Source organism: Kitasatospora sp. NPDC059327 (assembly GCF_042752535.1).
Classification (GTDB): Bacteria; Actinomycetota; Actinomycetes; order Streptomycetales; family Streptomycetaceae; genus Kitasatospora.
In genome coordinates, this window is sequence record NZ_JBHYYB010000002.1 from 204,833 (window position 1) to 226,678 (window position 21,846).

The following is a 21,846-nucleotide window of genomic DNA, read 5'->3' on the forward strand; positions in this document are numbered from 1 at the left end:
GGCCGGCCCGGGGTGCCGCTCTCCGCCCGGCGCTTCCGCGCGTACGCGGTGGCGGCCTCGCGGACCCAGGCGCCGTCCTCGTGGGCGGCCCGGCGGCGGTCCACCCGCTGGGCGTTGCACGGGCCCTGGCCCTGGATGACCCGGGTCAGCTCGGACCAGTCCGGCTCGCCGAAGTCCCAGCCGCCCCGCTCGGCGTTCCAGCGCAGCTCGGGGTCGGGGAGGGTGACCCCGAGGTGCTCCGCCTGCGGAACGCTCATGTCGACGAAGCGCTGGCGCAGTTCGTCGTTGGTGTGCCGCTTGATCCGCCACTCCATCGAGCGGGCGGTGTTCGGCGAGTTCTCGTCCGAGGGGCCGAACATCATCAGCGACGGCCACCACCAGCGGTCCACCGCGTCCTGGACCATCGCCCGCTGGCCCTCGGTACCGCGCATCAGCGTCATCAGCAGCTCGTAGCCCTGGCGCTGGTGGAAGGACTCCTCCTTGCAGATCCGGACCATCGCGCGGGCGTACGGACCGTAGCTGCACCGGCAGAGCGGCACCTGGTTGCAGATCGCGGCGCCGTCGACCAGCCAACCGATCACGCCGACGTCCGCGAAGGTGAGGGCCGGGTAGTTGAAGATCGAGGAGTACTTCTGACGGCCGGAGATCAGCTTCTCGGTCAGCTCCGCCCGGTCCACGCCGAGGGTCTCGGCGGCGGCGTACAGGTAGAGGCCGTGACCGGCCTCGTCCTGGGCCTTGGCGAGCAGGATCGCCTTGCGGCGCAGCGACGGGGCGCGGGTGAGCCAGTTCCCCTCGGGCTGCATGCCGATGATCTCGGAGTGGGCGTGCTGGGCGATCTGGCGGATCAGGGTGGCCCGGTAGGCGTCGGGCATCCAGTCCCGGGGCTCGATCCGCTGCTCGGCGGCGACGACCGCCTCGAACCGCTCCTCCTGCGTCTGCGCGGGGACCGGTTCGGCCACCTCTGTTGTCACCACGGGCCCCTCTCGCGTCCTGTCCCTGCGTCGCGCGCCCGGCAGCCGGTGCATCGGTGTGCGGTGCATCCGTGTCCGATGCATCGCCGTCCGGTGCACCGGCGTCCGGCAACGCGCCGTGCCGGGCCCGGTCGCCGCCCTCACGGCAACCGACTGACCGTTCGGTCGGTACCATTGTGCGCGGTGAGACGGCGCCCTGACAAGGGAACCCGGCCGGACCGGATCGCGAGGCCGGGTCGCGGCCGGGTCGCCGGGACGAGAGCGCGGCCGCGAGCGGGGCCGGTTGCGGTGGCGCGTGGACCGTGGGCCGCCCGACCGGGACGCGGGTCGCGGTCACCTTCGGGGCCGGCGCGGGGCGGGGAGGCAGGGGTCGGCCGTCGACCCCTGCCGATCACGCCCGTCGGTCCGGCCCTACCGGCCGGCCCGGAGACGCTCCAGCTCCTCGGCGCGGGCGGCGCGCTTGGCGAACACCTTCTCCTTGCGGTCCTCCATGCGCCGCAGCGCGGTACGGCGGCCCCGGTGCGTGAGCCGGTCGATGTAGAGGCCGCCGTACAGGTGATCGGTCTCGTGCTGGAGGCAGCGGGCGAAGTAACCCCGGCCCTCGACGACCAGCGGACGGCCCTCCAGGTCGCGACCTCGGACCACGGCGACGTCCGGGCGGTCCAGCTCCAGGTGCGGGCCGGGGACGGAGAGGCACCCCTCCTCCGCGCCGACCAGCCTGCGGGTGCCGGCCGGAGGCTCGTCCAGCACCGGACTGAGGATGTGGCCGACGTGCCGGACGCCGTCCTCGTCGAGGCAGTCCCAGACGAAGGCCTGGAGGTCCACCCCGATCTGGTTGGCCGCGAGACCGACGCCCTCGGCCACCCACATCGCGGCGAACATGTCGTCGACCAGCCGGGCCAGCTCCGGCGTGCCGAACTCCTCCTCACGGACCGCCCGGCACCTGCGGTGCAGCACCTCCTCCCCGACGACGGTGATCCGCCGCACCTCCCCGCGCAGCGTCTCCGGTGGCACCTCCGGGTACGCCGCGACCGGCTCGCCCTGCACCCGTACGCGCACCCGCACCTCCGCGTCCGCCGAGGCCCGCAGCTGTCCCGCCATCTCTTCTCCTCCAGTCCCGGTCGGGTCGTGTGCCGCCCGTCCGCCCGTCCATTCGCCTGCCCGTCCGCCGTCCGCCCGGTCGTCTACCGGTCGTCTGCCCGTCCGCCCGAGTGGGTGGACGGGCAAGCGGGCGGGCAGACGACCGGCGGACGGCGACCGGCGGGCGGCGGACGGGCAGCACACGGTCCACCGCTCACACTTTGCAAAGACGTCTCTTTGCAAATAGGCATGCGTCATCAGGGTGTCGGTACGACACCCGCCATGACACCGACTCCGGCGCGGTGAACTTGCCAAGCACTTTGCAAAGTAGCATCTTTGCAAAGTGACCAGCGATGAGAATCCTCCGGACGCCCCACACTTCGGGTCGGGCTCACCCGCATCCGCATCCGCGCCCGCATCCGCACCCTCACCCGCGTCCTCGGCTCCGGGCGCCGCCCCGCCTGCCGGCTCCCCCGGCGCCGGGCCTGCCCCCGGGCGACCGCGGAGCCCCGCACCGCTGCCGCACCACGCGGTGCGCGTCGCCCTGCTGGACCTCATCGCCGAGTGGGGCAGCATCACCTCCAACCAGGCCGCGCAGATGCTGCACCAGAGCTCCGGCACCTGCTCGTTCCACCTGCGCCAGCTCGCCCGCTACGGCCTGATCGAGGAGGCCCCCACCGGGGACGGCCGTTCCCGCCCCTGGCGGCTGCGCTGGGAGGGCTCGCTGATGCCCCCGGGGACGGCCGAGGAACCGGCCCTGCGCACCGCCGACGCCCCCTCCGCGCCGACGGCCTCCACCCGGTCCAGCCCGGAGTCGGACGCCGGCCCGGAGGACGTCGACCACCGACGCTGGCTCGCCCACCGATCGCTCGCCCCCGCCGAATGGCAGCAGGACCAGGCCTCCAGCGACGTCCTCCACCTCACCCCCGGCGAGCTCGCCGACCTCGGCGCCGCCGTCCGCGCCCTGCTCGCCCCCTACCGGGACCGCGGCCCCCGCCCCGGCACCCGTCCGGTGGCCGCCAGGACCCGGCTCTTCCCGCTGCTCGGCCCGACCGACGGGGCAGGACGACCCACCGACCGGTGACCGAGCCGGGGACGCCCCGGCGGCACGACCCCACCCGCACGGGCCCCGCCCGCGGCAAGGCACCCGACCCCAGCACCGCACCCGATCGCGGCACCGCACTCGACCGGAGCGCCCAACGGCGGTAGACCGGCACCGTCGCGGCCCCGAACCGCCGGTGGGCCCGCCGTCCGAACGCACTCGGACGACGGGCCCACCCGGTCTGGCCGGCCGCTACCGCGGCAACGCCGGGCTCACCCCTCCGACCGGTCCCGCAGGCGCGGCAGCGGCACCGCGAGGAGCGCCGCCAGCAGCGCGATCCGTGGAGCCAGCTGATCGATCCGGATGTACTCGTGCCGGGCATGCGCGCCGGCGCCCACCGCGCCGAAGCCGTCCAGCGTGGGCAGACCGCGCGAGCCCGGCAGATTGGTGTCCCCGGCGCCACCGGCCGGGCCGCCGTCCAACTGCTGCCCGAGCACTGCCGCGAGCGATCGGACGTGCCGCAGCAACGGGTTGGCGGTGCGCTCCGGCCACGCCGGCCGACTGGACAGCACCTCCGTCCGCACCCGCGCGCCGGGCCGCAGCGCGGTCAGCCGGGCGAGGTTGTCGAGCGTGCGGCGCTGCGCCTCCCCCGTGGAGAACCGCAGACCCAGTTCGGCCTCGGCCCGACCGGCGACCACGTTGGCGCGGGTGCCGCCGCTGATCCGCCCGGCGTTGAGCTCCGTACCGGGCTGGCAGGCGAGACCGCGGACCGCGACCAGCTGGTCGACGAGTTCGTCCACGGCGGAGACGCCTTCCCCCGCGTCGTTGCCGGCGTGCGCCTCCCGCCCGGTGACGGTGAGCCGCACCCGGGTGCTGCCCCGGCGGGCGGTCTTGAGCCGGCCGTCCGGGTGCGGCGGTTCGAGCCCCAGGACGGCGGCCGCGCCCCGCAGTTGGCGCTCGACCAGACGCTTGCCGTCGGGGCTGCCGACCTCCTCGTCCGAGACCACTACCAGCCGGACGGTCCGGTGCGGGCGCTGGCCCAGATCGGCCAGCAGGGCGAACGCGCCCTCCAGGATCGCGAGTCCGCCCTTCATGTCGACGACGCCGGGACCGCTCAGCGTGCCGTCCTGTTCGGTGACCGGCCAGTCGTCGAGGGTGCCGACGGGCCAGACGGTGTCGTGGTGACCGACCACGAGGAGGTGCGGCAGGCTCTCGTCCTGGCCGTCCCACTGGAGCACCAGGTGATCGCCGGCAGGGCCGGGCTCACGCCGGGCGGTGGCACCGGTGGCGCGGAATCCCGCGCTCAACTCCTCGGCAAGGGCGTCGAGTCGGGGCGCGTCACCACTGGGCGACTCGATCCGGGCGAGGTCCGCGCAGCGACGTCGGACGGCTCCGGCCAGGGTGCGGGCGCGGGAGCTGAGGGCCTGGGGCAGTCCGGGGAGAGCGGCGGTGGGGGCGGGTTGGGGTTCACCCTCGGTGGCCGACGGGCCGGGCGGCGTCACGGTTGCCGCCCGGGCGGATGCGGCGGGGCGGGCCGGTGGAGCGGGCGTGACCGGCGGAGCGGCCTGAACGGCCTCCACCACGCCTGCGGCCGTGCCCTTGGCCGTGATCGCGGCTGTGGTGGCGGCAACGGGGGCCGCGGGCGGGGCTGTGGTGAGCGTCACAGGGGCGTTGGCGGACGCGGGGCCGCCGGCGGCTTCGGTGCTCACGGCCGACGTTTCGCGTGGCCGCACGGATTGGGGACTCAACGCTCGCCTCCGCGGCCGCCGCCGGTATTCAGCGGCCGGACCGGCCGGCCGGACCAGCCCGGGTGCCCGGACCAACCGGGGCGCGCCACCTCGGCCCGACGTGTGACCTGGCAGGTCGGCCCATCTGGCCCAAGTGCGGTGGAACGGCTGGGCGGCATGCTTGGCATTGCGTCCTCCTCGCTCGATCCGGAGGCCCCGGTCGGCCCGGAGCCCCCGTGGACGGCGGCTTCGATGCGGCGGGCGCAGCAGCGGCACCGCCACAGGGAAGCCGAGATGTGAGCCTAGAAGAACCGTTCGGTTTCCTGCGAGGTGGCCCTGCTCCCAGCGCGCCGGGGGCCGGGCCCTGCCTCGGGCGCCCGTCGGAGAACGGCGGCGGGCGCACGGCGCGCGGGCCTGGATCGGCGCGCGAGCGCGGTCGCCGGATCGCGCCCATCTCCACCATGGACCCCGGGTCCGGGTTCGGCAGCGCAAACGGCCAAGGCGCGGGATTTCCACGCCGGATGGGTGACAGCGGCTCAGCGTTCGGTACCAGCGCGCGGGCGGGCGGCGGCGGTGGGCGGTGATGGTGGGCGGTGATGGTGGGAGGCCGGCCGGACGCAGGGGCGGTACACGGAGGAACCTGCGGCGGACGCGGCCGCGGTGGGACCGGCGGGTTGGCGGTGACCGGGCGGGAGCCCGAGGGAGCGCGTGGGTGGAGGGTTGGCCGGTGTTGGCCGGTCCGGTGGAGTTCCGGAGCCGGCACTCCGGAGCCGGCCGGACGCAACCGGGGCGCGGCCGGCTCGGCCCCGGTCAGCCCGGGTCGTCGACGACTCCGGCGTCGCGGGCGAGCAGCGCGGCCTGGACGCGGTTGCCGACGCCCAGCGTCGAGAGGATCCGGCTGACATGCGCCTTGACGGTGCTCTCGCGCATCCCGAGCACCGCGCCGATCTCGGCGTTGGAGAGACCACGGGCCAGTTCGCGCAGGACGTCCGTCTCGCGCGGGGTCAGCCCGGCGGTCCGGCCGCGGGCGGCGACCGCGCGGGGTGCGCCCGTGCGGTGGTAGCGGTCGATGAGGCGGCGGGCGGCGGCCGGGTGCAGCATGCCCTGGCCGCCGGCCACGATGTGGACGGCGCGGGCGATCTCGGCGGGCGGGGTGTCCTTGAGGAGGAAGCCGTCGGCGCCGGCGGCGAGCGCCTGGTAGACGTACTCGTCCAGGTCGAAGGTGGTCAGGGCGATCACGCGCGGGGCATCGGGGAGCTCGCGCAGCCGACGGGTGGCGGCGATGCCGTCGAGGCGGGGCATCCGGATGTCCATCAGGGCGACGTCGACGCGCCGGTGGCGGGCGAGTTCGACCGCCTCCAGCCCGTCGGCGGCCTCGGCGACGACGGTGAGGTCCGGGTCCTGGGCGAGCAGATCGACGAGGCCGAGGCGGACCAGCGCGTCGTCGTCGACCACCATGGTGCGGATCATGAACCCTCGCTCGGTGCTGGTGGGGACGGCTGGGGCGGCGCGGTCGGCCGGGGCACGAGGGGCGCCGGACGCTCGGGGGCCGGGAGGCGGGCGGCGAGTCGGTAGCCGCCGTGACCGTCGGCCCCGGCGTCGAGGTGACCGCCGAGCGCGGCGACCCGCTCGGTGAGCCCGACCAGGCCGTACCCGCCACCGGTTCCGGCCCCCGACGGCGCCGGTCCGCCCGCCGCGTTGCGCACCTCGACGGTGGTCGCCGGGGCGCCGTAGCGGACCCGGACCGTCACGGGGGCGGTGTGGGCGTGCTTGCGGGCGTTGGTGAGCGCCTCCTGGACAAGGCGGTGAACGGCCAGCCGGTGGGTGGTGGGCACGCTCTCCGGGTCACCCTGGAGGGCGAGTTCGACCGTCTGCCCGGCGGCGGTGGCCTCGCCGACGAGTTCGGTGAGGTCGCGCAGGGCCGGAGCGGGCACCGGCGCGGATATCGGCGGCCTCGGTGGGGGCTCCGCGGAGTACCGCGTCGAGGACGGACCGTCGAGGAGCGGCCCGGCAGCGGCTGGGCGCCGTGTCGAGGCGTCCTCGGGGCTCGCCGGGTGGGCCGGCGCGCCGCCCGCCTCGGGAGCCCGGGGCTCGTCCGGTGGTCGGGGCTCGGTCCGGAGTGCGCCGAGGACGTCCCGCAGGTCGTCGAGCGAGCGGGCGGCGGCGGTGCGCAGGAGTTCCAGCCGGTGGGCGAGCCGGTCCGGGTCCTCGGCGACCGTGCCGGCCCGGGCCTGGTCGCGCAGCACCCCGGCGTGCAGCACGAGCAGGCTGAGGCGGTGGGCCAGGACGTCGTGCATCTCCCGTGCGATCCGGGCGCGTTCGGCGGAGCGGGCTTGTTCGGCACGGAGTTCGCGTTCGCGGCGCAGCACGTCGACCTGGGCGTGCAGGGTCTCGATCAGGACGCCGCGGCCGTGCTGCCAGAGGCCGAGGGAGAGCGCTGCCGCCTGGATGAGCAGTTGTGAGGCGGTGGTCCCGACCCAGTCGGGGAGTGAGTCGGCGCGGGCCGCGCCGATCAGCGCGATGATGGCGCCACCGATCGCGGCGGGGCCGAAACGGCCGGTCGCGGCCAGGTGGTAGACGCTGAACAGGCCGGGGAAGGCGCGGTTGAGGAGCCCCGCGGTGAGGACGGGAAGGACGGCCGAGGCCGTCGGGTGGCGGCGGGCGAGGAGCAGGGACAGGGCGGCGAGCGTAGCGGCGGCGGTGCGCGGGACGTGGTGGGAGCCGCCGGTGCTCCTCCACTGGGTGATGCCCTCCTCGGCGGCGAGGGCGAGGATGGTCAGCAGGAGGAGGGTCTCCGTCGACCGGCGGCGGCCGGGAGCGTACCAGCCGAGCAGGGCGGGCGGACGTCCGGCCGGCCGGTGCTCCGCCCGGTGGTCACCACGGTGGTCCGCACAGCGGTCCGTGTGGCGGGGACCGCCCGAGCGGCGGGGGTGGATTCGGGGGTGCGGGTGGTCCGCACGGCCTGTGGTCACGCGGTCTCCTCCCGTCGGCCTGGGCCGATGCTAGGGCTTCTCCGGAGCACGCGACCCCTGACGAACGACCAACGGGACCCTGGACTTTCGTCGGGGTCCGATCCGGCAGATCGGCAGATTCGGACCGGCCCTGCCGTCCCTACCGTCGGTGTCATGACGGCAGACATCACCACGGACATGACGACGGATCAGCAGACCTCCCGCCGCCGCCCCCTCTTCCGCTCCGGTCCGGTTCGGGCCGGTGGCGACCGGCTGTTGTTCCTCGCCGAGGCGTTGCGCACGTTCCACACGACGGGCGCGCCGGCGCCGAGCGGGCCGGGCCTGGTGAACGCCCTGGTGGTTCCGGTGACCAGTCGGCCGGACCGGGCGCTCTCGGTGCTGGAGGTCGGCGCCGGGACGGGGGTGGTGACCCGGCGGCTGGCCCGGGTGCTGCGCCCGGGAGACAGGTTGCACGTCGTCGAGGCGAACCCGCGGTTCGCCGAGCGGCTGCGGCAGGACCCGGAACTGGCCCGGCGCGGGCCCGGGATAGGGCTGCGGCTGTCGCCGTGCCGGGTGGAGGAGCTCCCGGAGGGCAGGCCGCCCGCACCGGACGGTGGTGGACCGGAGGGCGAGCGGTACGACGTGATCGTCTCGGGTCTGCCGTTCACCAACTTCACGCCCGCGCAGGTCCGGTACCTGCTGGATCTCCATCTGCGACTGCTGGTGCCGGGTGGTGAGTTGACCTGGTTCGGCTATCTGGGCACGACGACGGCGCGGACGCTGGTCGCCGGGCCGGGGCGCGGCGCCCGGCACCGGGCGGTGATCCGGCAGCTGCGGAGCTTCGAGGCGACGTACGGGCTGGGAAGCCGGACGGTGTGGCGCAATCTGCCACCGCCGCGGGTCCATCTGCTGCGTGCCCCGGGCGGCGGCGACCGTGGCGGCGGCCGGGGTGAGCACCTGCCCGCCCCGGCGGCCACGCCGGCGGGCGGGCCGACGGGCGGAGCGGCCACCGGCGGCCGATGATGGACCGGGGCCGGCCCGGCTCCGTGCCCGGCTGCGAGGAGCCTGCGATGACCGTCACGGTGCGCGATGTCGAAGCCGAGAGCCGCTTCGAGGCTCGGGTGGACGATGTCCTGGCGGGCTTCGCCGAGTACATCCGCAGCGACCGGCTGGTGGTCTACCCGCACACGGTGGTCGAGCCGGCGTTCGAGGGGCGGGGGATCGGCGGCACGCTGGCCCGGGCGGCGCTGGAGGACGCGCGCGAGCGCGGTCTGGCGGTCCTGGCGACCTGCCCGTTCATCAAGGGCTGGATGCTGCGGCACCCCGAGTACACCGAGCTGGCCTACGAGAACCGCAGCCGGGTGAACGACTGATGGGCGGCGGGGACGAGGCCTCGGCGCACCGCCAGGACGCCCGGACGTACCGGGGTGCGGCGATCGCGGTGACCTTCGATCCGCGGGTCTGCCGGCACGCGGCCGAGTGTGTGCGCGGCCTGCCCGCGGTGTTCGACACGGCCCGGCGGCCGTGGATCTCCCCGGAGGCGGCGGAGCCGGAGCTGGTCGCCGAGGTGGTGCGGCGCTGCCCGACGGGCGCGCTGACCTATCGGACGGCGGACGGCGGGACGGAGGCGCCGCAACGGCCGACGACGGTGCGGCGGACACCGGACGGGCGGTTGCTGGTCCGCGGTGAGCTGCGGGTGGCGGGCGCCGACGGTGCCGTCCGGGAGACGCCGAGGGCGATGTTGTGCGGGTGCGGGCGCAGCGCCGAGCAGCCCTACTGCGACCGGAGCGGGGCGTGCGGTGGCGGCACCGGCGACCGGAGCGGCGACCGCACCGACAGCGAGGCCGACGGGTGAGCCCGACGCCCGGCGCAACGCCCGGGACAGCGCCTCGGGCTGCCGTCGGGCCGGCGGACGCACACCCGACGGTCACGACGCGGGACGAACGCCGGCGCCCGGGCCGATCCGGCGGGCTTCGAGTGACAGCTGACAAATGACGGCTGACAAACTTTGAAATCTGTCAGCCAACGTGCCACAGTGGAACCTGTCAGGCCGCCGCGCCCCTACGGGCGCCCCGGCAGCCGCCCCTCACCCCGCCAGGAGCCCCACGTGTCCACCACCTCCCGGATTCCCCGGCGCCGGCTCGGCGCCACCGGCCCCACCACCTCCACCCTCGGCCTCGGCTGCATGGGCATGTCCGACCTCTACGGCCCGGCCGACGAGGCCGAGAGCATCGCCACCGTGCACGCCGCGCTCGACGCGGGCGTCACCCTGCTCGACACCGGCGACTTCTACGGCATGGGCCACAACGAGCTGCTGATCCACGACGCGCTGCGCGGCCGGGACCGCGCGAACGTACAGATCAGCGTGAAATTCGGCGCCCAGCGCAGCCCCGACGGCCAGTGGCTCGGCTACGACGCGAGCCCGGCGGCCACCAAGACCGCCCTCGCGTACACACTGCGCCGACTGCGCACCGACTACATCGACGTCTACCGCCCGGCCCGGCTGGACCCGGCCGTTCCGGTCGAGGAGACGGTCGGCGCGATCGCCGACCTCGTCAAGGCCGGCCACGTCCGCCACATCGGCCTCTCCGAAGTGGGCGCCGACACGCTGCGTCGGGCCGCCGCCGTGCACCCGATCAGCGACCTGCAGATCGAGTACTCGCTGCTCTCGCGGTCCGTCGAGGCGGAGATCCTGCCGACCGCCCGGGAGCTGGGCATCGGCGTCACCGCGTACGGCATCCTCTCGCGCGGGCTGCTCAGCGGGCACTGGAGCACCGAGCGGGCGCTCGCGGGCACCGACTTCCGCGGTCGCAGCCCGCGCTTCCAGGGCGACAACCTGGCCCACAACCTCCAGCTGGTCGAGGCGCTGCGCGCGGTCGCCGCCGAGCGGGGCGCGAGCGTCGCCCAGGTCGCGATCGCCTGGGTCGCCTCGCGCGGCGAGGACATCGTGCCGCTGGTCGGCGCCCGGCGTCGCGACCGGCTCACCGAGGCCCTCGGCGCGCTGGACGTCAGCCTCACGGCGGCCGACCTCGCCGCCATCGAGGCCGCCGTCCCCGCCGGGTCCGCCGCCGGGGACAGGTACGCTGCGGCTCAGATGGCCCACCTCGACAGCGAGCACTGACCGGCACCGCGGCGGTCGGCCGGCTCGCCACCGGGACCGGGCCTCACCGGCGGCGCCACCCACGCGCCGCCGGGTCGAGCGCCCGCCCGGCCGCAGCACCGCCCGCCAGCCGCAGCACCGCCGCCTCCCCGGCGGCGGACGCACCACCCCGTTAGGACGTACCTCCCCGTGACCACGGACAGCGCACTCACCCCCGAGCAGATCCTGGGCGCGACGGAGGAGGTCCTCAGGCGGTTCGGCCCGGCCAAGGCGACCGTGGTGGACGTCGCCCGCACCCTGGGCGTCAGCCACGGCAGCGTCTACCGCCACTTCCCCAGCAAGGCGGCGCTGCGCGAGGCCGTCACCCAGCGCTGGCTGGACCAGGCGCACGACAGCCTCGCGGCCATCGCCGCCGAGCCCGGACCGGCGGTCGAGCGCCTGCACCGCTGGCTGGAGACGCTGTTCGCCGCCAAGCGGAAGAAGGCACTGGACGACCCGGAGCTGTTCGCCACGTACCTGGTGCTGGTCGCGGAGAACAGCGGCACCGTCGACGCCCACGTCGAGACCCTGGTCGGGCAGATCGGCCTGATGGTCCAGGACGGGGTGGCCGCCGCGGAGTTCCGGGCGACCCCCGCGGGCCCGACCGCCCGGGCCCTGTTCGAGGCGACCGCGCACTTCCACGACCCCGTGTACGCCGCCGAGTGGTCCGACCCGCGGGCACCGGAGCGCTTCGCCGCGCTCTGGACGCTCCTCCTCGGCGGCCTCCTCGCCCCCTGACCGGGCACCCGGCCGGCGCGGGCACCCGACCGACGCGAGCACCTAACCGACGCCCATGGTCGAGCGGGCGGCTCCGAACAGAGCCTCCCCCGGAAACCGTTCGCCCCGCCGGGCCGCCGCCCGGCAGACTGGCGCGCACGATCGATCCCGGAGGAGGACGGCATGCGCAGCACCGGTCCCGCACTGGACAGCCTACGAGGGGTCGCCCTCGGCGACGCCTTCGGCGACCGCTGGTTCTCCGCCCCGGTCGACGAGGCCCCGGCGGCGCTCGCCGCCCGGCTGCCCCGCCCGGCGCCCTGGCACTGGACGGACGACACCGCGATGGCGCTCGTCCTCGTCCGCCATCTGCTCCACCACGGCGAGGTCCGCCAGGACGCGCTGGCGGACGGCTTCGCCGAGGAGTACGCCACCGCCTACGGCCGCAAGTACGGCCCCTCGATGCACGGCGTGCTGCGCGCGATCGGCGACGGTGGCGACTGGCGGGCCGTCACCGCGGAGCGGTTCGGCGGCCAGGGCTCCTACGGGAACGGCGCCGCGATGCGGGTCGCGCCGCTCGGCGCCTGGTTCGCCGACGACCTGGACACCGTCGGCCGGCAGGCCGAACTGCAGGCGCTCACCACGCACTACCACCCGGAGGCGGTGGCGGGCTCCGTCGCGGTCGCGCTCGCGGCGGCGCTCGCCGCCCGCAGCCGGGGGCAGGAGCCACCCGACCGGGCCGGGCTGCTGACCGAGGTCGCCGACCGGTTGCCCGACAGTGACGTCCGTTCCGGGCTGCGGATCGCCGCCCGGCTGCCCGCGCGCACCAGCGTCCGGCACGCCGCGCACGTCCTGGGCTCCGGCTTCCGGATCTCCGCCCCGGACACCGTCCCGTTCGCGCTCTGGTCCGCCGCGGCGCACCTGGACTCCCTGCCGGAGGCGATCTGGCACACCCTGGAGGGGTGGGGCGACATGGACACCACCTGCGCGATCGCGGCCGGAGTGGTCGCCGCCCGGACCGGCCTCACCGGGGTGCCCGCCGCCTGGCTGGACGCCCAGGAGGAGCTGCCGGCTTGGGTGGCCGCCTCACAGGCGACCGGACCACAGGAGACCGGGTCACAGGAGACCGGACCACAGGAGAGCGAACCACGGACGACCGAACCACGGACGACCGAATCGTCAGCGACCGGTCCCTGAGCACCCCGGTCGCGGCAGCGGACGGCGCCCCCCGGTCACGGCCGGGGCGCGCCACCACCCACCCGCGGTGGTGACCGGGCGCGGACACCACCCGCCCGACCGACCGCGCCGCAGGCACAGGCACAGGCTCGCCCCCGGCACCCGGCGCGCCCCCGGCCGCCCCGTCACTTGCGGGAGTTGCCGAAGAAGATCCGGTAGAGGATCAGCAGCACCAGCGCGCCGGCGATCGCCGAGCCCCAGGTGGCCAGGTCGAAGAAGTGCGCCGACACCGGCCGGTGCAGGAACCGCGAGGAGAGCCAGCCGCCGACGAAGGACCCGGCGATGCCGATCAAGGTGGTCACCACCAGGCCGCCCGGGTCCTTCCCCGGCAGCAGCAGCTTGGCCAGCGCCCCCGCCACCAGACCCAGCACGATCCACGCGACTATGCCCACGCGTCCTCCACCCTCCGTCTCGGCGGTCCGGTCCGACCGCTCCCACCGGGGAGGACGCCGCCGTGCGCCCCCGCGGTTGCGGTGCGCCGGGCGTGGCACCCCGCGGGCCGGCGGCCCGCGCCGCGATACTGCGGCCATGCGCATCCTGATCGCCACCGCCGGGTCCCGGGGCGACGTGGCCCCCTTCACCGGCCTCGGCGCCCACCTCCGCGCGGCCGGCCACCAGGTGGCCGTCGCCACCCACACCACCTTCGCCGACACCGTGCGCGCCGCCGGGCTGGAGTTCCGCCCGCTCCCGGTCGACCCGCGCGCCGAACTCGCCTCCGAGCGCGGCCAACAGCTCCTGCGCACCGGTTCCGGACCGCTGTCGGTCATCCGACTCCTGCGCCTGGGGCGCTCCTTCATGCCCGCCCTCGGCGACGGCATCGTCGAGGCCGCCGCACGGGGCACCGACCTCCTGCTCACCACCAGCGCCACCACCCCGCTCGGCCAGGTCGCCGCCGAGGCCGCCGGCATTCCGAGCATCGGCCTCTACCTGCAACCGATCGCCCCCACGCGGGAGTTCGCGCCCTCCGTGACCGGTACCCGGTCCCTGGGCCGGACCGGGAACCTGCTCGCCGGCCATGCCGTGGAGGCGGCGTCCGACCGTCTCTTCGCCCCCGCCGTCCGCCGGTTGCGCCACCGGCTCGGGCTCGCGCCGCGCAGCATCGCCCGGGCCCGGCGGGCCCACCCCGTGCTGCACGGCTTCTCCCCCGTCGTCGTCCCGCGCCCGGCCGACTGGCGCCCCGGCCTCGACGTGGCCGGCTACTGGTGGCCGCACCCCGAGCCCGGGTGGCGGCCACCGGACCGGCTCGCCGACTTCCTGGCGGCCGGACCGCCGCCGGTCTTCGTCGGCTTCGGCAGCCTGGTCGTCCCCGACCCGGAGGCGCTCAGCGCCACCGTCCTCGCCGCCCTGCGGGCGGCCCGGGTGCGGGTCGTCCTCCAGTCGGGCTGGAGCGGGCTCGGCGCGGCCGACTCCGACGACGTGCTGACCATCGACGACGCCCCGCACGACTGGCTGTTCCCCCGGATGGCCGCCGTCGTGCACCACGCGGGCGCCGGCACCACCGCCGCCACCCTGCGCGCCGGCACGCCCGCCGTCCCCGTGCCCGCCCAGCTCGACGCGCCGTTCTGGTCCGCCCGCCTCGCCCGTCTCGGCACCTCCCCCGGCCCCGTCCCGCTCCCCTCGCTCACCGCCGCCCGCCTGGCCGCCGGCGTCCGCCGCGCACTCGACGACCCGCGCTACCGCGACCGCGCCCGGGCCGTCGCCGCCACGCTGGCCGCCGAGGACGGCACCGCCAAGGTCCTGGCCGCCGTCGACCGCCTCTCCGCCTGACCCCGCGCCCGGGCGCCCGCGGGGGGCGGCCCCCGGCAGGGGCGGCCCCCGGCGCGGGCCCGCGCTCAGAGCCGGGGGATGACGTCGCTCCCGTAGGCGTCGATGGTGCTCTCGACCGCGTCGTGCATGGCGTAGACGGCGAACTGGTCGACGCCGAGGGCGCGCAGGTGCTCCAGGCGGGCCCGGTGCGCGGCGGGCGGGCCGATGAGACAGAACCGGTCGACGATCTCGTCGGGGACGAACGCGGTGTCGGGGTTCCCGGCCCGGCCGTGGTGGCTGTAGTCGTAGCCCTGGCGGCCCTTGATGTACTCGGTGAGGGCCTCGGGGACGAGGGCGGAGTGCTCGCCGTAGTGGGTGACCAGGTCGGCGACGTGGTTGCCGACCATGCCGCCGAACCAGCGGCACTGCTCGCGGGCGTGGGCGAGGGCGGCCGGGGAGTCGTCGGCGGTGACGTAGGCCGGGGCGGCGACGCAGATGGTGACGGCCTCGGGGTCGCGGCCGGCCTCGGCGGCGGCGGCGCGGACCGCCTTGATCATGTACTCGGTGAGGTAGGGGTCGGCGAGTTGGAGGATGAAGCCGTCGGCCTGGCGCCCGGTGAGGGCGAGCGCCTTGGGGCCGTAGGCGCCCATCCAGATCGGCAGCGCGGCGCCCTCGCGGACCCAGGGCAGACGCATCTCGGTCCCGTCCACCTCGACGGTGCGGCCCTCCGCCAACTCCTTGACGGCGTGCATGGCTTCGGAGAGCCGGGCGAGGGTCGCGGGGTGGCGGCCGGCCACCCGCATCGCGGAGTCGCCGCGGCCGATGCCGCAGACCGTCCGGTTGCCGTACATGTCGTTGAGGGTGGCGAAGAGGGAGGCGGTCACCTCCCAGGTGCGGGTCGAGGGGTTGGTGACCATCGGGCCGACGGTCAGCCTCGTGGTCTCGGCGAGGATCCGGCTGTAGATCACGAAGGGCTCCTGCCACAGGACGCAGGAGTCGAAGGTCCAGCCGTGGCTGAACCCGGCCTGTTCGGCGCGGACCATGCGGTCGATGAGCAGGCGGGCGGGCGGGTCGGTCTGCAGGACGAGGCCGATGTCCATCGGGAGCGCTCCAGGGAAGGGTGCGGTCACCCGGGGCCGACGCGGCGGCCCCGGGCAACGGCGGTACGGGGTCGGTCAGACGAGGTACTGGCAGGTGTCGCGGCGCAGGAAGGTGCCGTGGCCGGCGCGGCCCAGCCAGTCGCCGTCGTCGAGGATCACGGTGCCGCGGGAGAGCACCGTGCGGGCGCGGCCGGTGAGCCGGCGCCCCTCGTAGGCCGAGTAGTCGACGTTCATGTGGTGGGTGGCGGCGGAGACGGTCTGCACGGCGGTGGGGTCGTAGACGACCACGTCGGCGTCGGCCCCGGGGGCGATGGTGCCCTTGCGCGGGTGCAGGCCGAACATCCGGGCCGGGGTGGCGCAGGCGATCTCGATCCAGCGGCGGCGGGTCAGGTGACCGTCGACGACGGCCTGGTGGAGCAGGTCCATCCGGTTCTCCACGCCGGGCAGGCCGTTGGGGATCTTGGAGAAGTCGCCGCGGCCGAGCTCCTTCTGGCCGGCGAAGCAGAACGGGCAGTGGTCGGTGGAGACCACCTGGAGGTCGTTGGTGCGCAGCCCGCGCCAGAGCGCCTGCTGGTGCTCCCGGGGGCGCAGCGGCGTGCTGCAGACGTACTTGGCGCCCTCGAAGCCGTCGGCCCCGGTCTCGGCGAGGTTGTCGGTGGAGAGGAAGAGGTACTGGGGGCAGGTCTCGCCGAAGACGTTGAGGCCGTCGTCGCGGGCCCGGACGAGCTCGGCGAGGGCAGCGGCGGCGGAGACGTGGACGACGTAGAGCGGGCTGCCGGCGACCTGGGCGAGCTTGATGGCGCGGTGGGTGGCCTCGGCCTCCAGGAGTTCGCGGCGGACCTCGCCGTGGTGGCGGGGGTCGGTCCGGCCGGCGGCGAGGGCCTGTTCGACGAGCACGTCGATGGCGATGCCGTTCTCGGCGTGCATCATGACGAGTCCGCCGTTGAGGGCGCCGCGTTGCATGGCGCGCAGGATGCGGCCGTCGTCGCTGTAGAAGACGCCGGGGTAGGCCATGAAGAGCTTGAAGGAGGTGGATTCGCCGGAGTCGACGAGGGCGTCCATCTCCTTGAGGACGGCGTCGTTGACGTCGGAGACGATGGTGTGGAACGCGTAGTCGACGGCGCAGTTGCCGTCGGCCTTGGCGTGCCAGGTGTCGAGCCCCTCGCGCAGCGAGCCGCCGACGGGTTGGACGGCGAAGTCGACGATGGTGGTGGTGCCGCCCCAGGCGGCGGCGCGGGTGCCGGTCTCGAAGGTGTCGGAGGCGGCGGTGCCGCCGAAGGGCAGCTCCATGTGGGTGTGGGCGTCGACGCCGCCGGGGATCACGTAGTGGCCGGTGGCGTCGATGACGGTGTCGGCGGTCCAGGCGCGGGCGGCGTCGCTGTCGGTGGCGGCGAGGGCGGCGACGCGCTCGCCCTCGATCAGGACGTCGGCGTGGAGCTCGTCGGCGGCGGTGATGACGAGGCCGCCGCGGATGACGGTGCGGGTCACGGTGTCGGCCTCCCTCACGCCTCGGTGAGCGGGCCGTAGGCCTCGGGCCGGCGGTCCCGGTAGAACGCCCACTGCTGCCGGACTTCCTCGATGAGGCCGAGGTCGAGGTCGCGGACGACGAGTTCCTCCTCCTTGTCGGAGGCGACGTCGCCGACGAACTGGCCGCGCGGGTCGACGAAGTAGGAGGTGCCGTAGAAGTCGTTGTCGCCGTACTCCTCGGTGCCGACGCGGTTGATGGCGGCGACGAAGTACTCGTTGGCGACGGCGGCGGCGGGCTGTTCGAGCTGCCAGAGGTAGGCGGAGAGGCCGCGGCTGGTGGCGGAGGGGTTGTAGACGATCTGGGCGCCGGCCAGGCCGAGGGCCCGCCAGCCCTCGGGGAAGTGGCGGTCGTAGCAGATGTAGACGCCGACCCGGCCGACCGCGGTGTCGAAGACGGGCCAGCCGAGGTTGCCGGGCTTGAAGTAGTACTTCTCCCAGAAGCCCTTGACCTGGGGGATGTGGTGCTTGCGGTACTTGCCGAGGTAGCTGCCGTCGGCGTCGATCACGGCGGCGGTGTTGTAGTAGACGCCGGGCTGCTCCTCCTCGTAGACGGGGACGACGACGACCAGGCCGAGTTCGCGCGCGAGGTCCCGCATCCTGCGGACGGTGGGGCCGTCCGGGACGGCCTCGGCCCAGCGGTAGTGCTCGGGGTCCTGGACCTGACAGAAGTACGGGGCGTTGAAGACCTCCTGGAACCCGATGATCTTCGCGCCCTGGGCGGCGGCCTCGCGCGCGTGGCGCTCGTGGAGAGCGATCATCGTCTCCTGATCACCGGTCCACCGGGTCTGCACGAGGGCGGCACGGACGATCTGCGACATGGGTACCTCCGCAACTCCGTGGCCCGGCCTGGCGGTCGGGCCCGCGGTCTGAGGGTTGACGGGGCGGATCTGCCTCTGGTTCCCGCACGTGTCGACATGCGGCGGTGCACACATCTACGTGCGTAGAACGTGGTCCGTCGACCGTAGGCCCGGCCTCGGTGGCCTGACAATACGTCGGACGTAACGCGGCGGGGGCGATCCTGTTACGCGGACACGCGGGGGCTTCTGGACGGCATGAAACGCTCATCTACCCCATTGGCACACTCCTTACTCATTCGGGTGAATCCGGGTGCGAGGCGGTGCGCGTCGGGGTAAGACGCCCGAGGGTGCCGCTGCGGTCCGTCACCGGAGCGCTCCCGACGGTGATTTCCCGGCGGCGCGTTCCTGACGACGGGTACCGGCGGCGGGCTCCCCGCGACGAGTTCCTGACGGCGATCCGGGCGAGGTCCACGGGGGAGGTCGACGTGACGGCAGCATCCGATCCGGCCGGGCCGCGCGGCGTGCCCCCCGGCCTCCCGCGTCCGCTCACCGGCCCCGCGCCGGGCCCGGTGCCGCCCTGGGCCGGCCTGCTGCTCGCCCTGGCCGCGCCGCTGCCGCTCGTGCTGGGGAGCGCGCTGTTCGCCCGGTGGGCGCCGGCGGTGCGGAGCGTGCGGCTGCAACTGGCCGGTTCGGCGGCCGCCGCCGAGGCCGTGATCGCCGGGCGGGCCGCCGACCACCGGGCGGCGCTGCGGGCCGAGCCCTGGCTGCTCGGCGGCACCACGCTGACCCTCGTGGCGGCGGGGCTGCTGGGCTGGTACGTGCTCACCCGGCCGCACTGGCGGCTGGCCGCGCTCGCCGCCGGCGGCGCCGGTCTGCTGGCGGGCGCGCTGGGCATCGCGGAGAACGTCCTGCTCGGCACCGGGCTGGACGGCTTCGGCACCGGGCCGGCCGGAGCGCGCTCCGGTTCCGACGCGCCGTTCGCCGCCGCGGCCGCGCTCGCCACCGTGAAGTGGCTGCTCCTGCTGCCCGCCGGGGCGGTCGCCCTGACCGTCCTGGTGATCACCCTGCACCGCGCGGCACGCGGCATCCCGCGCCACCGGCGCGCGGCCGGCCGGACCCCGTCCACCACCCCCGAAGCCGCCACCGCCCCGGACACCGATCCGGACGCCGCCACCGCCGCGGACGCCGCCCCGGACGCCACCGGCCCGGAGCTCATCCCGCCCTGGCCGGTGGCCACCGCCCACGGCGGGCGCTGGCCGCCCGGCCACCGTCCGCACGGCCCGCTCGACCGCCACGCCCGCTGGCGCAACGGTGCCCAGGTGCCACCCGGCCGGGAGCCCGCCCGGCTCGGCTTCTGCGTCTCCGGCGGCGGCATCCGGTCCGCCTGCGTCACACTCGGCGCGCTCCAGGCGCTGCGGCCCTGGCTGAAGCAGGCCCGCTACCTGGTCTCCGTCTCCGGCGGCGGCTACACCACCGGGGCGCTGCAACTCGCGCTCAGCGACTCCGCGCCCGGCGGGCCGGTGCACGCTGTCTCCGGCCTGACGGCGGACACCGTCCTGGAGCCCGGGTCGCCGGAGGAGGACCACCTCCGGCGGCACGCCAAGTACCTCGCCGACGGGGCCGGCCAGTGGCTGGTCGCCCTCGGGACGCTGCTGCGCGGCCTGGTCGCGGCCCTGACCCTGCTGCTCGCCGCCGTCCTGGTGCTCGGCCTCGGGCTCAGCCGGTTCTACCGGCTCGTCCCGCTGACGGACCTGGACGCGCTGGCCGCCGTCGGCCTGCGCACCGGGGGGAGCACCCGGCTCGGCGTGTTCACCGTCCGGGAGCCCGCCGTGCTGGCGCTGCTCGCACTGGTGGTGGCCGCCGCGCTCTGCTGGCTGCTCTGGCTGCTGACCTTCTCGCTGCTCGGCTGGGGCGCCCCGCTGCCGCGGGCGCTGCGCCGGCTCTCGCACGGCACCCTCGCGCTGGCCGCGCTGCTGGCCACCGGGGTGCTGCTGGTGCCCGGGGTGGCCTGGGGCTCGGTCTGGCTGCAGCAGTCGCTCGCCGTCGGCGCCCGGCAGACCGGCGCCGGCCTCAGCCTGACCGTCCTGCTCAGCTACCTCAGCCTGCTGCTCGGCATACTCTGGCGCGGGCGCCGGGTCGTCGAGCAGGGCGCGGCGGCCCTGGGCGGGCTGCTGCGCGGCACCCGCCGGCTCGGCGGCGGGGTGGCCGACCGGCTCGTCCAGTACCTGCTGGTGTGGGCGGCGCTCGCCGCGCTGTCGGCGGGGGCCCTGCTCGCGCTCGGTTGGGCGGTCGCCACCGGTCACGCCTGGCCCGTCGCCGTCCAGGTGCTGCTGCCGCTCGTCCTCGGCACGGTCGGGCTCAACCTCGACCAGACCTGGATGAGCCTGCACCCGTTCTACCGGCGCCGGCTGGCCTCCGCGTTCGCCGTCCGCCGCGCCACCGAGGACGGCGAGGTGCTGGCCCGGCCGTACCACTTCTACCGCGAGCAGACCTGGCTCAGCCACTACGGCGCCCGGCACCCCGACGTCCCGCAGGTGCTCTTCGCGGCGGCGGCCAACCTGTCCGGCAGCTCCCGCACGCCCCCCGGGCGCCGGGCGGTCTCGTTCACCTTCTCGCACGACTACGTCGGCGGGCCGGACGTCGGCTACGCCCGCACCGACCTGCTGGAGCGGCGCACCCGGCGGCACATCGCGAGGGACCTCACCGTGCAGTCCGCGATGGCCGTCTCGGGCGCCGCCTTCTCCTCGGCGATGGGCCGTCAGTCCCGGGGCTACCAGGGCCTGTTCGCCGTCACCAACGCCCGGCTGGGCACCTGGCTGCCCAACCCTGCCGCGCTCGGACCGCTCTGGGCGCCGGACCGGGACTGGCGCCTCCCCCCGCAGCCCGCCGTCCGGCGGCTGCCCTACCAGTTGCGCGAGCTGTGCGGGCGCTTCCCGATGGACGACCGCTTCCTGCTCACCACCGACGGCGGGCACTACGAGAACCTCGGCCTGGTCGAGCTGCTCCGGCACCGGGTGCGGACGGCGGTCTGCGTCGACGCCAGCGGGGACGCCCCCGCCGCCGCCAGCCTGACGGCGGCGATCACCCTCGCCCGCGAGGAACTCGGCATCGTGATCACCCTGCGCGATCCGGAGCTGCTGATCCCCGGCAGCACCGACCGGTCGCTGCGCGGGCTGGCGGCGCGGCTGGCGGACCGGCTCTCGGCCAAGGCGGTGATCACCGGCGACATCCGCTACCCGGACCCGTTCGACGTGCCCGGCGACGACGGGGCCGGGCCGGGCGGCCACGGCGCGCACGGCGTCCGCGGTGCCGGCGACGACGACGAGTGGCGCCACCACGGCACGCTGATCGTCGTCCAGGCCGTGCTCACCCCCGGCATGCCGTACGAGCTGCACGCCTACGCGGCGGCCAACCAGGCGTTCCCGAACGACAGCACCAGCGACCAGTGGTTCGACCACCGGCAGTTCGACGCGTACCAGACGCTCGGCCGCCATCTGGGTGAGCAGGCGGCGCCCGTGCTCAAGGCGACGCTGGCCGGACCGGGACACCCGCCCGCGGCGGCCCGCGTACCGGCCGTGCGGACCACCCCGACGGCCCCCACCAGCGGGGCAACGCGCCCGGCCGCGGCACCCCCGCCACCCCGGCGCGCCACGCAGGAGTGATCGAGCTCGCTTGACTCGTGCCCGTCGGGTCGGGAAAGATCCGGCGCATGGACTCCGGCACCACTCTGGTTTGCCGCCTGCACGTCGATCTGCGACGCCAGGCGAGTTCCATCTGTGCCTGTTGACCTGAACTCTCCTCGCCGGTCCCGCCCCG

The 21,846-nt window shown here is 75.5% G+C and carries 19 protein-coding genes; 10 read left to right on the forward strand and 9 right to left on the reverse strand.

Going from position 1 to position 21,846, the window contains the following annotated elements; genetic code table 11:
- On the reverse strand, positions 1 to 1,025 hold a 1,025-nt coding region (gene paaA, locus ACFXHB_RS02170; RefSeq protein ID WP_380571441.1), incomplete at its 3' end, for a 1,2-phenylacetyl-CoA epoxidase subunit PaaA.
- A 357-nt stretch (positions 1,026 to 1,382) separates the two neighbouring features.
- Positions 1,383 to 2,072 carry a peptide deformylase gene (locus ACFXHB_RS02175; protein ID WP_380571389.1) on the reverse strand — a complete coding sequence of 230 codons (690 nt, stop codon included), beginning with the start codon at positions 2,070 to 2,072 and terminating at the stop codon, positions 1,383 to 1,385.
- A gap of 511 nt (positions 2,073 to 2,583) precedes the next feature.
- Between ACFXHB_RS02175 and ACFXHB_RS02180 the strand changes: the two genes are divergently transcribed.
- A complete protein-coding gene (locus ACFXHB_RS02180; RefSeq protein WP_380571390.1) occupies positions 2,584 to 3,135 on the forward strand; it encodes a winged helix-turn-helix transcriptional regulator in 552 nt (183 codons plus the stop codon).
- A gap of 230 nt (positions 3,136 to 3,365) precedes the next feature.
- Here ACFXHB_RS02180 and ACFXHB_RS02185 read toward each other — a convergent pair whose 3' ends face one another.
- The 3 genes from ACFXHB_RS02185 to ACFXHB_RS02195 form a co-directional block, all read right to left on the reverse strand.
- Positions 3,366 to 4,802: a M20/M25/M40 family metallo-hydrolase gene (locus tag ACFXHB_RS02185; RefSeq protein ID WP_380571391.1), complete on the reverse strand. Its 1,437-nt coding sequence runs from the start codon at positions 4,800 to 4,802 to the stop codon at positions 3,366 to 3,368.
- An 828-nt stretch (positions 4,803 to 5,630) separates the two neighbouring features.
- Complete coding sequence (locus ACFXHB_RS02190; protein WP_380571392.1) at positions 5,631 to 6,290, reverse strand: response regulator; 660 nt, start codon at positions 6,288 to 6,290, stop codon at positions 5,631 to 5,633.
- The gene (locus ACFXHB_RS02195) at positions 6,287 to 7,792 is read right to left on the reverse strand and encodes a sensor histidine kinase (protein WP_380571393.1); all 1,506 of its coding nucleotides are present in this window, start codon (positions 7,790 to 7,792) and stop codon (positions 6,287 to 6,289) included. Before ACFXHB_RS02195 ends, ACFXHB_RS02190 begins: the two co-directional genes overlap by 4 nt.
- Before the next feature lie 153 nt (positions 7,793 to 7,945).
- Between ACFXHB_RS02195 and ACFXHB_RS02200 the strand changes: the two genes are divergently transcribed.
- The 6 genes from ACFXHB_RS02200 (at position 7,946) to ACFXHB_RS02225 (ending at position 12,821) form a co-directional block, all read left to right on the forward strand.
- Positions 7,946 to 8,794, forward strand: a complete 849-nt coding sequence (locus ACFXHB_RS02200; protein WP_380571394.1) for a class I SAM-dependent methyltransferase — start codon at positions 7,946 to 7,948, stop codon at positions 8,792 to 8,794.
- A 47-nt stretch (positions 8,795 to 8,841) separates the two neighbouring features.
- Positions 8,842 to 9,144, forward strand: a complete 303-nt coding sequence (locus ACFXHB_RS02205; RefSeq protein ID WP_380571395.1) for a GNAT family N-acetyltransferase — start codon at positions 8,842 to 8,844, stop codon at positions 9,142 to 9,144.
- On the forward strand, positions 9,144 to 9,626 hold the full coding sequence (locus tag ACFXHB_RS02210) for a (4Fe-4S)-binding protein (protein WP_380571396.1): 483 nt from the start codon (positions 9,144 to 9,146) through the stop codon (positions 9,624 to 9,626). The genes ACFXHB_RS02205 and ACFXHB_RS02210 overlap by 1 nt, the downstream gene beginning before the upstream one ends.
- Before the next feature lie 270 nt (positions 9,627 to 9,896).
- A complete protein-coding gene (locus tag ACFXHB_RS02215) occupies positions 9,897 to 10,892 on the forward strand; it encodes an aldo/keto reductase (protein ID WP_380571442.1) in 996 nt (331 codons plus the stop codon).
- A 168-nt stretch (positions 10,893 to 11,060) separates the two neighbouring features.
- Positions 11,061 to 11,648, forward strand: coding sequence for a TetR family transcriptional regulator (locus ACFXHB_RS02220; RefSeq protein ID WP_380571397.1), 588 nt, complete (start codon positions 11,061 to 11,063; stop codon positions 11,646 to 11,648).
- Between the two features lie 162 nt (positions 11,649 to 11,810).
- Entirely contained in the window at positions 11,811 to 12,821 is a 1,011-nt protein-coding gene (locus ACFXHB_RS02225) for an ADP-ribosylglycohydrolase family protein (protein WP_380571398.1), read from the forward strand.
- Between the two features lie 164 nt (positions 12,822 to 12,985).
- Here ACFXHB_RS02225 and ACFXHB_RS02230 read toward each other — a convergent pair whose 3' ends face one another.
- A complete protein-coding gene (locus ACFXHB_RS02230) occupies positions 12,986 to 13,252 on the reverse strand; it encodes a GlsB/YeaQ/YmgE family stress response membrane protein (protein ID WP_380571399.1) in 267 nt (88 codons plus the stop codon).
- 136 nt (positions 13,253 to 13,388) lie between these two features.
- On the opposite strand from ACFXHB_RS02230, the gene ACFXHB_RS02235 reads away from it, so the two are divergent.
- Positions 13,389 to 14,627, forward strand: coding sequence for a glycosyltransferase (locus ACFXHB_RS02235; RefSeq protein WP_380571400.1), 1,239 nt, complete (start codon positions 13,389 to 13,391; stop codon positions 14,625 to 14,627).
- Between the two features lie 65 nt (positions 14,628 to 14,692).
- Here ACFXHB_RS02235 and ACFXHB_RS02240 read toward each other — a convergent pair whose 3' ends face one another.
- From ACFXHB_RS02240 to ACFXHB_RS02250, 3 genes are all read right to left on the reverse strand, one after another.
- A complete protein-coding gene (locus ACFXHB_RS02240) occupies positions 14,693 to 15,706 on the reverse strand; it encodes a TIGR03842 family LLM class F420-dependent oxidoreductase (RefSeq protein WP_380571401.1) in 1,014 nt (337 codons plus the stop codon).
- Between the two features lie 75 nt (positions 15,707 to 15,781).
- Positions 15,782 to 17,194: a dihydropyrimidinase gene (gene hydA / locus ACFXHB_RS02245; protein WP_380571402.1), complete on the reverse strand. Its 1,413-nt coding sequence runs from the start codon at positions 17,192 to 17,194 to the stop codon at positions 15,782 to 15,784.
- A gap of 14 nt (positions 17,195 to 17,208) precedes the next feature.
- Positions 17,209 to 18,051, reverse strand: a complete 843-nt coding sequence (locus ACFXHB_RS02250; RefSeq protein ID WP_380571403.1) for a nitrilase-related carbon-nitrogen hydrolase — start codon at positions 18,049 to 18,051, stop codon at positions 17,209 to 17,211.
- A gap of 464 nt (positions 18,052 to 18,515) precedes the next feature.
- Between ACFXHB_RS02250 and ACFXHB_RS02255 the strand changes: the two genes are divergently transcribed.
- Complete coding sequence (locus tag ACFXHB_RS02255; RefSeq protein WP_380571405.1) at positions 18,516 to 21,692, forward strand: hypothetical protein; 3,177 nt, start codon at positions 18,516 to 18,518, stop codon at positions 21,690 to 21,692.
- 47 nt (positions 21,693 to 21,739) lie between these two features.
- On the forward strand, positions 21,740 to 21,817 hold the full coding sequence (locus tag ACFXHB_RS02260; RefSeq protein WP_101948289.1) for a putative leader peptide: 78 nt from the start codon (positions 21,740 to 21,742) through the stop codon (positions 21,815 to 21,817).
- Positions 21,818 to 21,846: the final 29 nt, after the last annotated feature.